Here is a 12671-nt window from a genome sequence, read left to right on the forward strand (position 1 = left end):
GTTATTGATAAAATATTAATTTGAGTTTTCTCATTTGATAAATGAATAATTTTAGAACTTAACTTGGAACCCTATAGTAAGAAAAGCTTGAATTTAATTTTAGATATTTTAATGTAATTTGAATTATATTCAAGCTTGTATACGCTTTTGTATTTGAAAAATTTATAGCAATAAGTTAAAGCAGATTTATAAGTTAACGTTTTATTACATTAGTGGGAGTGAATTTTATGCTAGTAGATTTAGCTAAACATGGAAGAGAGCTATATAAGCATAATAGTTTATCTAGAGAAGAAATTTTAAGATATAGTGAAGAAAATTTTAGAAAGACATTAAAATATGCTTATAAAAATAGTGATTTTTATAAAAAATTATATTTATCAAAAGGAATAATGTATAAGGATCTTGATGATATTTTAATAAAAGATATACCAATAATTACAAAACAACAAATTAGGGAAAATTTTTATGATATATCTGTAAAAAAGATTGATAAGAAAGAAATTGATAAAATTTTAGCTAGTGAAAAATTATTATTAAGAATTAAAGACAGATACATTGTGCATACTTCTGGTACCACAGGTATTCCTACAAATTTTATATATGATAAAAGAGCACTTAGAATGTTGTCGGCTAACTTTATAAGATTGACTATGAGAGGTGGAAATGTAAAGTTAGGGTTATCTGATATACCTTTAAAAAACTTGTATATAGCTCCTGTTGGAGGAGGGTATGCATGTACTGCTCTTGCTTTGTTTGGTATGGAGGAATATAAATGTAAAAGTCGTGTAATAAATGCTCAAAAACCTTTAAATCAATGGATAGATTTAATAAGAAACTATAATCCTAATTATTTATCAGGTTATCCGTCCTGTTTAAATCTTGTAGCAGAATTAAAAGAACAAGGAAAAATAAATATAACACCTAAAAAGATAATTACAGGAGGGGAGCCACTAACAAGAGAATGTATTGAAATATATAAAAAGGTTTTTGGAGCAGATATAATAGATTACTATGGATGTACTGAGTCTATTTTTATAGGTGCTAGAAGTAATAATGAAAAAAGAATGTATCTTTATGATGATTTAAATTATGTAGAGATAGATGATGAGAATCACCTTGTTATAACTCCACTTTATAATAAAGCTTTTCCACTTATTAGATATAGATTAAGTGATGTAGTTTATGGATTTAATAAGGAGGGAGATGGCGATCTTCCTTATACTTATATAAGAAAGATAATGGGGAGAAATGAAGAAATTATGTGGTTTGTTAATGAAAGAGGAAAAAGGGATTTTCTTCATCCCTTATTTTTAGATGATTTAAATGTAAGAGGGATAAGTAAATATCAATTTGTACAAAAAAGTTTAAATTATTTTGAATTAAGGTGCATTTATGAAAGTATAGGTAATAGACAATTAAAGAAAAAAGAATTAGAATATCAACTACATGCTTTTTTAAAAGAAAAAAACTTAGAAAATGTCAAATATAATATACGATTTGTAGAACATTTGCAAGTGAGTCAAAATACAGGAAAATCAAAATTAGTAATTAAAGAGATATGAAATCTTATAAAAGAGTTATCTAAAATTTTATTTTAGATAACTCTTTTATTTCTTTTTCAATAATAAATTATTGAAAAACAATAATAAATTATTGAAAAAGAAATAAAATGTGGTAAAATAAAGTTAAAGGGAATTCATGGAGGGGGAAAGTTATGAGAAAGATAAAAATAAGAGGATATATTTTAGCATTGTTACATCTATTTCGTTTCATTAGTGTAATTATGGCAATAATGGTTATATTAGGATTTATAATGATGAGAGGTGAACCTTTTACCATAAATGAAAGAAAAATTATGGTATTTTTGCTTGTAAGTTTTTGTGATTATACTTTTTTAACTTGTGTGTCAATAAAAATAGTAAATTGTAGTCTGAATAAAATTTTTTCAACAAATAATGTTAAAAATTTTAAAAAGTTAGGATATGGTATGATAATTTTAGCTTTAACTGAAAAAAGTATAAATATTTCACAAACAGCTATCAATTTTGATGGAATAATAATAAATCCATCAGCAATTGTTTTTTTTATAATAGGATTAACAAATATATATTTAGCACATGTTTTTAAAGAAGGAAAAAGAATTAAGGAAGAAAATGATTTAATAATATAAAATTGAGATTTGAGAGGTAGATGTAATGAAGAAAAAAATAAAAATTCAAAAATGTGTATTATTTATTTTATATATTGCATTTTTTACTATAAGTTGTTTAACAATAGTATTTACAGTTAAAAATTTTAGACATTTCTCTGCTAATAGCAATGATTCTATTGAAGTTATTTTGAAAGTTTTAATAATGATAAATTATGCTCTTTTATCTTGGGTTCTAATAAAAATAGTAAAATGTGATATTTATACAATATTTTCAAAGGAAAATGGTAGTAATTTTAAGAAATTAGGATATGGTATGATATTTTTATCATCAATAGAAGGAATAAGTAAGCTTTTTAGAGATGGGGGAGTTCAAATTTTTGCTTTTAAAGGAATGTCATTAAAACCATCATCAATTATATTTTTTATAATAGGCTTGATAAATATATATTTATCATATGTTTTTAAAGAAGGAAAGAGAATTAAGGAAGAAAATGATTTAACAATATAAAATTGAGGTTTGTGAGGGGTAATTTATGAAAGAAATAAAGAGTCAAAAATATGTTTTATTTATTTTGCGCAGTGCATTTTATTTTATGACTATATTTACATTGTTTTGGACAGTAGGTATTCTTGCTAATTTAGGAACTATTAAATCTACAGGTGAAATGGTTTGTCTTGTTTTATGTGTTTTACAAGCTGGTGATTATACTTTTTTAGCCTATAATTTAGCTGAAATAGTAGAATGTAATATTTATACAATATTTTCAATAAAAAATAGTAATAATTTTAAAAAATTAGGATATGGTATGATATTTTTATCTATGATAGAAGAAATAAGTAATTTTTTTAATGAAAGCGGTTTTGATATTGTTGCTTTAAAAGAAACATCATTAAAAACAACATCAGTTATATTTTTTATAATAGGTTTAACAAATATATATTTATCACATGTATTTAAAGAAGGGAAGAGAATTAAGGAGGAAAATGATTTAACGATATAAGGAGAAGAATATGGCTATAATAGTTAATTTAGATGTTATGATGGCTAAAAGAAAAGTTTCATTAAAAGATTTAGCAGAAGAAATTAATATAACTAATGCTAATTTATCTATATTAAAAACTAACAAGGCAAAAGCTATCAGATTTTCAACATTAGAGGCAATATGCAAGGCTTTAGATTGCACTCCAGGAGATATACTAGAATATGTAGAAGATAAGGAAAGTGAAGAATAATTTAAAAAAGTTTTTGAAAATTATTGACAAATATTATATTTTAAACTAAAATCAATACAAATAGAATAATATTTTTAGGGTTTGAAATACACTTTAAATTGGTCCTGTGAGGCCAGTAAGGAGTATGTTAGTGCAATTTGAGGATATAGTATAGCTATGTCTAATTGTTGCATAGTTTAAGGCTAGATTAATATACTTTGGAATTACAGGATTAATAAAAGAAATTTCTTTTATTAATCCTTTTTTATTGGCAAAAATCCAAAGAGAGCATAAAGTGCTTAATATTTTCCAAAGAGTAACAATAAAATTTAGGTAGTTAAAAATAGGTGCACATATTAATAGTTACTTTTTAAAAAGTTACAAATGGTAAATTTAATTAATCCTAACCTTAGGTGTATTTCGCTACTACTTATATTTAAACAGTATAAAAATAGTTAAAGAAATACTAGGAGGGTTAACATGAAAGCTAAACTAATACTTGAAAATGGAATTACTTTTGAAGGAAAAGCTTTAGGATATTTAGAGGATACAGTTGGAGAGGTAGTTTTTAATACAGGAATGACTGGATATCAAGAAGTTTTAACAGATCCGTCTTATCATGGGCAGATAGTTACTATGACTTATCCTTTGATAGGAAATTATGGTGTGAATTTAGAAGATTTAGAATCTAAAACTCCAAAAGTTAAAGGGTTTATAGTTAGAGAACTTTGTAGTGAACCAAGTAATTTTAGATGTGAAATGAATTTAGAAAATTACTTAAAACAAAATAAAATAATAGCTTTAGAGGGAATAGATACAAGGGCATTAACAAAAATTTTAAGAGATAATGGAACAATGAAAGGCATAATAACACTTGAAAATTTAAAAGTTGAAGAAATAGAAGAAAGACTTAATAACTTTTCTAATAAAGATGCAGTAAGAAATGTAACAACAAAAGAGCCATATGTAATAGATGGAAATGGGAAACATATAGCTGTTTTAGATTTTGGAATCAAAGAAAACATTTTAAGAAGTTTTAAAAAAAGAGATTGTAAGTTAACGGTATTACCAGCTTTTACATCTTATAAAGAAATATTAAATATAAATCCAGATGGTATATTTTTATCCAATGGGCCTGGAGACCCAGAAGATTTAGTAGAGGTTATTGAAAATCTTAAGATGATAGTAGGCAAGAAACCGATAGTAGGTATATGTCTTGGACATCAATTATTAGCTTTAACTTTAGGTGGAAAAACTGGAAGATTGAAATTTGGACATAGAGGTTGTAATCATCCAGTTAAAGATTTAGAGGAGAATAAGATACACATAACATCACAAAATCATGGATATATGGTTGAAAAGTTACCAAAGGATATGGTTATGACTCATGTAAGTGTAAATGATGGAACCTGTGAAGGAATGAGACACAAGATTTTCCCAATATTTAGTGTTCAATATCATCCAGAAGCATCACCAGGACCACATGATGCAAGTTATATATTTGATAAATTCTTAAAAATGTTATAAATGCAAAGTCGCATTCTAGTTAAAATGAAAGAAAGTTGGAGGTTGTTATTATGCCATTAAATAAAGATATAAAAAAAGTGTTAGTTATAGGTTCAGGTCCAATAATTATAGGACAAGCAGCTGAATTTGATTATTCTGGAACACAAGCTTGTGAAGCTTTAAAGGAAGAGGGAGTAGAAGTTGTACTAATAAACTCTAATCCAGCTACAATAATGACAGATAAAGAAGTGGCAGATAAAGTATATATAGAGCCATTAACTTTAGAGTTTGTAGAAAAGGTCATAGCAAAGGAAAGACCAGATTCATTAATTGCAGGTATGGGTGGACAAACTGGATTAAATTTAGCGGTAGACTTATGTGAAGCTGGGATACTTGAAAAGTATAATGTTAATATAATAGGAACTTCAATAGAATCAATTAAAAAAGGTGAAGATAGAGAGCTTTTTAGACAGGTTATGAATGATATAGATGAACCTGTTATAGAAAGTGAAATTATTACGGATATAGAAAGTGGTATTAAATTTGCAAATAAAATTGGATATCCAGTAATAGTAAGACCAGCATATACATTAGGTGGATCTGGTGGTGGAATTGCTGATGATGAAGATATGTTAAAAGTAATTCTTACAAGCGGATTAGAGCAAAGTACTATAGGACAAGTACTCTTAGAAAAAAGTATTAAAGGGTGGAAAGAAATAGAGTATGAAGTTATAAGGGATAGTTATGGAAATTGTATAACAGTTTGTAACATGGAAAATATAGATCCAGTAGGAATACATACAGGGGATAGTATTGTTGTAGCACCAAGTCAAACATTAAGTGATAAAGAGTATCAGATGCTTAGAACATCATCTATAAATATTATTAACAAAATAGGGATTGAAGGTGGCTGTAATGTTCAGTTTGCATTAAATCCAAAAAGTTTTGAGTATGCAGTAATAGAAATAAATCCAAGGGTTAGTAGAAGTTCAGCATTAGCATCAAAGGCTACTGGATATCCAATTGCTAAGGTAGCTGCTAAAATTTCTTTAGGATATGCATTAGATGAAATAAAAAATGCAGTTACAAAAAAGACATTTGCTTGCTTTGAACCATCTTTAGATTATGTGGTAGTAAAAATACCAAAATGGCCTTTTGATAAGTTCAAAAGTGCAAATAAAAAACTAGGTACAAAAATGATGGCAACAGGGGAAGTAATGGCTATAGGAAGTAATTTTGAATCGGCGCTACTAAAGGGAATACGCTCATCTGAAATAAAGAAATTTTCATTAGAACATAAAGTACTTGAAGATTTAAGTTTAGATGAGTTAAAAGTAAAAGTAATAAGTGCTGATGATGAGAGAATATTTGTTTTAGCAGAAATGTTAAGAAGAAATTATATGATAGATAAAGTTTGTGAGATAACAGGAATAGACAAGTTTTTTGTAGCCAAGATAAAAAATATAATAGATGAAGAAGAGAAACTTAAAAAATCAAAAATAGAAGATTTAAACAAAGAATGGCTTTTAAAGCTTAAGAAAAATGGTTTTTCAGATAAGGCAATAGCAAAAATGTTAGAATGCAGACCAAATGATATATATAGTTTAAGAAATCTTTGGAATATAAAGCCGGTTTATAAAATGGTAGATACTTGTAGTGGGGAGTTTGATGCAGTGTCACCATATTACTACTCAACCTATGATGAGTATGATGAGGTAGTAGTAAGTAATAGAAAAAAAATTATAGTTATAGGTTCAGGCCCGATAAGAATTGGACAAGGTATAGAGTTTGATTATTCTTCTTGTCATAGTGTTATAGCACTTAAAAAATTAGGTGTGGAAACTATAATAATAAACAATAATCCAGAAACTGTTAGTACAGATTTTAATATATCGGATAAATTATACTTTGAGCCACTAACAGAAGAAGATGTATTAAGCATAATTGATAAAGAAAATCCATATGGAGTAATACTTCAGTTTGGAGGACAAACAGCTATTAAACTTGCAGGATTCTTAAAGGAAAAGAATATTAAGATATTAGGTACAACTGCAGAACAAATAGATATGGCAGAAGATAGAGAAAAATTTGAAGAACTTTTAGAAGAACTTAACATACAAAGACCAAAAGGAAAAGCAGTATGGTCTGTAAAAGAAGGTTTAAAAGAAGCTGAATTGTTAGAATATCCAGTACTTGTAAGACCATCATATGTTCTTGGTGGACAGGGTATGGAAATAACATATAATGAAAGTGAATTAAAATATTATTTAGAAAATGCATTTATATCAAATAGCAAAAATCCTGTACTTATAGATAAATATATGTTAGGACGTGAAATTGAAGTAGATGCAATATGTGATGGCGAAGAGGTATTGATTCCAGGAGTTATGGAACATTTGGAAAGAGCTGGAGTTCACTCTGGTGATAGTATAACTATGTATCCAAGTCAAAACATAACAGAAGAAATAAAAGATAAGGTTTTAGAATATACTAAAAAACTTGCATTAGCAATCGGTGTACATGGTATGATAAATATCCAATTTATAGAGTTTAAAAGTAATCTATATGTAATTGAAGTAAATCCTCGTGCAAGTAGAACTGTTCCATATATAAGCAAAGTAAGTAATGTTCCAATAGTGGAACTTGCCACTAAGGTTATGCTTGGGGAAAAATTGTCTAACTTAAAATATGGGGTAGACATATATAAAGAACCTAAAATTGTAACAGTTAAAGTGCCTGTATTTTCAACGCAAAAACTTCCGAATGTTGAAATAAGCTTAGGACCAGAAATGAAATCTACAGGAGAGGTTTTAGGAATAGGTAATAACATAAAAGAGGCGTTATACAAAGGTTTTATAGCAGCGAATATGTATATGAAAAAAGATAAGGGTATGATTTTAGCAACAGTAAATGATAATGATAAAGCTGAATTTTTACAAATAGCTAAGGAGATGAATAATTTAGGGTATAAGTTTTTATCCACTGATGGAACATATAATATATTAAAGGAAAATGGAATTAAAGCTTGTAAAGTAAATAAGATAAAAGAAGGGGAAAATAATATACTAGATACAATAAGAGAAGGAAAAGTAGATTTAGTAATTAATACACCTACAAAAGGAAATAAAGCTAGTAGAGATGGCTTTATAATAAGAAGAGAAGCTATAGAAAAGGGTATAGGAGTGATAACAGCACTTGATACACTAAGAGCAATGGTAGAAGTTGAAAAAGAAAATATTAAAAAAGAATTTTTACAGGTTTTTGAGATAGTAAGCATAAATTAAAATAAAATTTAAAGCTAGAAGGGGCTGTTGCAAAATTAACTAAAGGTTAAAGGAGCGATAGCTTCCTTTTTATATGTAATTTGCTTAATATATGATTAATGGTAATAAAAAATTTAAAAGGCTATTCAGAAAAATATAAAAGAAACTCTAATTTATAAGATTTTCTAATTTTATTTTTAATGAATAGCTTATTTGAAATTTTTTTACCATTTTTTGAACCTAGAAATATCCATAATGAGTTTTAATCATTTTGCGACAGCCCTTTATTTTAAGCTTAAATTATTATAGATATGATTATTTAATTTTAGATTTTTTGAAATCGTTAACAACTAAGCCAAAGAATGACATTATGAATAATAGTGTATATAATTCTATTTGATTTTTAGATAAAACAAGTAAGTTACAGGCTTCAAAAGTAACTATTAAAAAGGTAATTATTACACCTGCAATTGAAGTGAAACGAGCTATTTTTGAAAAGTTTAAAATCATGAAAGTACTCCCCCTATATTTATGTAATTTTATAAATTAATATGTTAAGAATTATGTTGCAAAAAGAAATCTAAAATATTCCCTATACAATAATAACTTAATTTTTTACGTCTGTAAATGTTTTCTTTTGTGTGAAAATTAATAACTAAATTTAAAGGATATATTTATAGGGTTTCAAGTTGACTCTTAAAATTATCCATTCCAAAACTTGGATACCTAAAATAGTGAGACATGCTCCGAATCACTTAGAATTCAATGCTGAATCTTGTATGAAAATATTTTAAAGTTATTGAATAAATTTAAATTGGAGCTTGTTTCCCTATAAATTTAAAGAAATAAAAAAACTGTATTAAGATAAAATTTTAGATTTATCCTAAGACAGTTTTTCTATATATAAAATTAAATTTATATACTAATTATCAGATAGAGTAGTATTAATATTATTAAAAACTAATCCACCAAAAGAAGCTATAAACAATAATGCAAATATTACTACTTGATTGTGAGATAATGTAAAACAATTAAATGATTCTAAAATAATTAATAAAAAACTTAATATTATACCTAAAAGTGAAGTAGAATGTATAATTTTTAAAAATGTAAACTTCATAAAAGTTCCTCCCGTATATCAAAATAAAGTATAAATTTTTAATTAATCCTAACTGATTTGGTCAATTGCCTATATCATAATAACGTAAAAGTTAATGCATGTAAACAAATTTTTGTGTCTGAAAATTTAAACTTTATGAATATATATAAACGTTGATTTTACTATATGAAATCGTATAAATAAAAAAATTATTATAAGGATTTTGAATTGAATGAAAAGTGAAAGTGTATGTGAAATATATTTAATAAAAAACAAGCTAAGTGTTAAAATTGTAACTCTACAGCTTGTTAATTTATTAAATAAAAAAATTTTTGATTATATTTTTTGCAGAAGAAGGATTATTTATTATTTTTTGAGGAAAAAAGTGTTTTGGAAAAAGACTTTGATATAGTTCAGTTGAAAATCGTTCGTCTATTAAAAATATAATTCCTTTGTCAGTATCATTTCGAATGACTCTTCCAGCCGCTTGGATTACTTTGTTTATTCCAGGAAATGTATATGCATAATGAAATCCAACTCCTTTTGTATTATCAAAATGATTTTTTATTAAGTTTTGTCTTAAGGAAATTTTAGGGAGTCCTACACCGACTATAATGGAACCTATTAACTTATCACCTTTTAAATCAATGCCTTCTGCAAATACTCCTCCAAGTACGCAAAAACCAACAACATTATTTTCATTAAATTTGTTTAAAAATTCTAGTCTAGCATTTTCAGTCATAGAGGATTCCTGAAGTAGTATATTGGTGTAACTAAATTCTTCAGTCATTATTTTGTATATATCTTTCATGTATTGATATGATGGGAAAAACACCATGTAATTTCCTTTTTTAGAATTTAAAACATTATCTATATAAGTACAAGCTCTATTATAGTTTGATTGTCTTTTTGCATATTTAGTAGAAACATCATTAGCTATAATAACTTCCCTATTATTTATATTAAAGGGAGAAGGTAAAGTCATGTTGTAATCACCATCTTCGAAAGATAATAATTCTTTATAGTAGTTCATAGGAGATAATGTTGCTGAAAATAATATTGTAGATATTGCATTTTTAAAAGGTGTTTTTAATGCTGAACTTGGATTTATACAAAATAGGTTTATGTTAAGTTCAGAGCCAGCTCGTTCACTGTAACAAATATAATTCTCATCAAAAATGTCATATATCTTTAAAAAATCATTAACTTTAAAGTATAAATCTAATACATTATCTTTGAATTTGATATTGTCCTTTGCAAGATAGATAGCCATGCCGTCAAAAACAATTCCTAAATATTTTATAAGATCGGGTGGTACTTTTTCAAATATATAAAAATTAGTTTCTTCATTATATTTTCTAATTTCAATCATAACATTATTTACTTTATCTAATTTTTTATAAAGAGAATAATCTTCATTTTTTATAAGTTTTTTTAAATTTAAAAATTCACTTTTCAAAAGTGATGATGAATACATGTCTCTGGCTCGTTCTACTAGGTTATGCGCTTCATCTACAAGTATTATATTTTCATTTTTCTTCTCGTTAAAATATGTTTTAAGAGAAACTTTCATATCAAAAACATAATTATAATCACATATTATTAAGTCACAATAACTTATTAAGTCAAGAGAAATTTCGAAAGGACATACATTATGTTTATTGGCATATTGACACACTATGTCTTTATTTATATTTTCTTCATTGGTTATAATGTCTAAAATAGCCTTGTTAGCTCTATCGTAGTGACCTTTAGCAAATTTACAAAGGTTAGGATCACAATTTGCAGTTTCTTGAAAACATATTTTTTCTTTTGCAGTCAAAGTTAAAGTTTTAATTTTAAGATTTTGCTCTCTTAAAAGGGTTATAGTTTTCTCTGCTATATCTTTAGTACTGCCTTTAGCAGTTAAGTAAAAAATTCTATTGCCAAGTTTTTCACCTAGTGCTTTTATAGAAGGAAATAAAGTAGATATAGTTTTACCAATTCCAGTAGGTGCTTCTAAAAAAAGCTTTTTATTATGTTGTATAGTTTTATATACTGTTACGGACAATTCACGTTGGTGTGGTCTATATTCCTTAAAAGGAAATGTTAAATCTTTTATAGAAGAATCCCTTAGTTTTTTGAAATTATAGTCTAAAATTAAAAATTTATAATATTTTTCAATAGTAGAATAAAAAAAATCATATAGACTATCTATAGAGAAACTTTCAACGAAATCTTTTGATTGAAGAGTATCTCTATTAACATAAATAATTCTAATTAATATATCTTTAAGATTATAGAGTTTAGAATACATATAACCATATATTTTTGCTTGAGCTATATGTAGTTCATTATAGGCTTCAATTGAAAGCATATCTCTTGAAGTGCTTTTTATTTCTAATATTTCTCCATAATTATCTTTAGATATAACACCATCTATTCTTCCTTCTAAATAAATATTTAAATTCTTATAATTAAAAGTATCCTTAATAGGGACTTCCTTAGAAAATACTTCATTTTTTTCTTTATGTTCTTGTTCATATTCTTTTTGAACTGTTTTATGAATTTTTGTGCCTTCGATAGCAGAGTTGGAAGAAACAAATTCATTATTTAAATCACCATATCTATAAACAAATTCTACTAAACTTCTAACTGAAAGTTTAGCATCAATACAATCTTTATTCAAAATCAAACCTCATTCCTTATTTATAAATTTTAAATAATCTATTATATATATTTTAACAAAGTATATAGGCTTTACAATATGGAAAATATTTATTATAGTTATATATGAGAAAGATTTCAAAAAATAAGAATATTTTAAAGGGAGCTAATGCATTGGCTGAGAGGAAGTTGTTGCCACTTCGACCTATAACCTGATCTGGATAATGCCAGCGTAGGATACCTAAAGTAGATATTTATATGCTCTTTACCAGTGTTAGGTAAAGAGCATTATTTTTTTAAAAGGAGGTAGAGAATAGTTGCTAAATTTATTGAAAATAGTGTAGAAATGTGTTAAAATATACTCATCAGAAGGAAGTGAGTATATTAAATGAAACATATTATAAATTATAAACCAAAAGATTTTGCTGAATTACTAAACGTATCAGTAAAAACGCTTCAACGTTGGGACAGAGAAGATATATTAAAAGCTAAAAGAACTCCTACTAATCGAAGATATTATACTTATGACCAATATTTAGAATATATAGGAGATATACATGTTACTTTTAAATGCGATTCTAAAGAAAAGGTAGATATTTTAAAAAAATTTGCAAATGAATTAGGAGGAGTTACAGTTGTTAAGAGCTTACAAGATAGAGATTAAACCTACTTTAGAACAAAAAATAAAAATACATCAAACTATAGGAATATCAAGATTTATATATAATTTCTATCTTGCTCATAATAAAGAAATTTATCAAAAAGAAAAAAGATTTGTAAGTGGAATGGATTT

Annotated in this window: 11 protein-coding genes, 1 pseudogene and 1 riboswitch; of the genes and pseudogenes, 9 read left to right on the forward strand and 3 right to left on the reverse strand. The window is 26.1% G+C overall.

Annotation, left to right across the window (positions count from 1 at the left end):
- Positions 1-227: 227 nt before the first annotated feature.
- The 7 genes from AZI32_RS07610 (at position 228) to carB (ending at position 8154) form a co-directional block, all read left to right on the forward strand.
- On the forward strand, positions 228-1562 hold the full coding sequence (locus AZI32_RS07610) for an AMP-binding protein (RefSeq protein ID WP_061995276.1): 1335 nt from the start codon (positions 228-230) through the stop codon (positions 1560-1562).
- A 152-nt stretch (positions 1563-1714) separates the two neighbouring features.
- A complete protein-coding gene (locus tag AZI32_RS07615) occupies positions 1715-2170 on the forward strand; it encodes a DUF2975 domain-containing protein (protein ID WP_061995277.1) in 456 nt (151 codons plus the stop codon).
- A gap of 25 nt (positions 2171-2195) precedes the next feature.
- On the forward strand, positions 2196-2660 hold the full coding sequence (locus AZI32_RS07620; RefSeq protein ID WP_061995278.1) for a DUF2975 domain-containing protein: 465 nt from the start codon (positions 2196-2198) through the stop codon (positions 2658-2660).
- 25 nt (positions 2661-2685) lie between these two features.
- Positions 2686-3153 (forward strand): DUF2975 domain-containing protein, encoded by a 468-nt coding sequence (locus AZI32_RS07625; protein WP_061995279.1) that lies wholly within the window; start codon positions 2686-2688, stop codon positions 3151-3153.
- 10 nt (positions 3154-3163) lie between these two features.
- Positions 3164-3385, forward strand: coding sequence for a helix-turn-helix transcriptional regulator (locus tag AZI32_RS07630; RefSeq protein ID WP_010296182.1), 222 nt, complete (start codon positions 3164-3166; stop codon positions 3383-3385).
- A gap of 459 nt (positions 3386-3844) precedes the next feature.
- A complete protein-coding gene (locus AZI32_RS07635; RefSeq protein WP_061995280.1) occupies positions 3845-4891 on the forward strand; it encodes a carbamoyl phosphate synthase small subunit in 1047 nt (348 codons plus the stop codon).
- Between the two features lie 50 nt (positions 4892-4941).
- Entirely contained in the window at positions 4942-8154 is a 3213-nt protein-coding gene (gene carB, locus AZI32_RS07640) for a carbamoyl-phosphate synthase large subunit (protein ID WP_061995281.1), read from the forward strand.
- Positions 8155-8448: 294 nt separating this feature from the next.
- Here the strand turns inward: carB and AZI32_RS07645 are convergent, their stop codons facing one another.
- The 3 genes from AZI32_RS07645 to AZI32_RS07655 all read right to left on the reverse strand — a co-directional run bounded on the left by AZI32_RS07645 (position 8449) and on the right by AZI32_RS07655 (position 11900).
- Positions 8449-8643, reverse strand: a complete 195-nt coding sequence (locus AZI32_RS07645; protein WP_061995282.1) for a hypothetical protein — start codon at positions 8641-8643, stop codon at positions 8449-8451.
- Between the two features lie 412 nt (positions 8644-9055).
- On the reverse strand, positions 9056-9253 hold the full coding sequence (locus AZI32_RS07650; RefSeq protein ID WP_061995283.1) for a hypothetical protein: 198 nt from the start codon (positions 9251-9253) through the stop codon (positions 9056-9058).
- Between the two features lie 295 nt (positions 9254-9548).
- Positions 9549-11900 (reverse strand): helicase C-terminal domain-containing protein, encoded by a 2352-nt coding sequence (locus AZI32_RS07655; RefSeq protein WP_061995284.1) that lies wholly within the window; start codon positions 11898-11900, stop codon positions 9549-9551.
- Between the two features lie 127 nt (positions 11901-12027).
- Positions 12028-12137: riboswitch (TPP riboswitch) on the forward strand.
- 138 nt (positions 12138-12275) lie between these two features.
- On the opposite strand from AZI32_RS07655, the pseudogene AZI32_RS18370 reads away from it, so the two are divergent.
- Both AZI32_RS18370 and AZI32_RS07665 read left to right on the forward strand, forming a co-directional pair.
- A pseudogene (locus AZI32_RS18370) lies at positions 12276-12494 on the forward strand (helix-turn-helix domain-containing protein); the annotation flags it as partial.
- A gap of 19 nt (positions 12495-12513) precedes the next feature.
- Positions 12514-12671, forward strand: a 158-nt coding sequence (locus tag AZI32_RS07665) for a helix-turn-helix domain-containing protein (protein ID WP_157450865.1), incomplete at its 3' end; no start/stop codon positions are given.

The organism is Clostridium sp. ATCC 25772, assembly GCF_001573875.1.
GTDB classification, from domain to species: Bacteria; Bacillota; Clostridia; order Clostridiales; family Clostridiaceae; genus Clostridium_J; species Clostridium_J senegalense.

Bases quoted from the DNA above. Each gene is read 5' to 3' on its own strand.
- AZI32_RS07645 (WP_061995282.1), bottom strand. From the start codon at position 8,643: ATGATTTTAAACTTTTCAAAAATAGCTCGTTTCACTTCAATTGCAGGT.
- AZI32_RS07635 (WP_061995280.1), top strand. From the start codon at position 3,845: ATGAAAGCTAAACTAATACTTGAAAATGGAATTACTTTTGAAGGAAAA.
- AZI32_RS07630 (WP_010296182.1), top strand. From the start codon at position 3,164: ATGGCTATAATAGTTAATTTAGATGTTATGATGGCTAAAAGAAAAGTT.
- carB (WP_061995281.1), top strand. From the start codon at position 4,942: ATGCCATTAAATAAAGATATAAAAAAAGTGTTAGTTATAGGTTCAGGT.
- AZI32_RS07650 (WP_061995283.1), bottom strand. From the start codon at position 9,253: ATGAAGTTTACATTTTTAAAAATTATACATTCTACTTCACTTTTAGGT.
- AZI32_RS07620 (WP_061995278.1), top strand. From the start codon at position 2,196: ATGAAGAAAAAAATAAAAATTCAAAAATGTGTATTATTTATTTTATAT.
- AZI32_RS07615 (WP_061995277.1), top strand. From the start codon at position 1,715: ATGAGAAAGATAAAAATAAGAGGATATATTTTAGCATTGTTACATCTA.
- AZI32_RS07610 (WP_061995276.1), top strand. From the start codon at position 228: ATGCTAGTAGATTTAGCTAAACATGGAAGAGAGCTATATAAGCATAAT.
- AZI32_RS07625 (WP_061995279.1), top strand. From the start codon at position 2,686: ATGAAAGAAATAAAGAGTCAAAAATATGTTTTATTTATTTTGCGCAGT.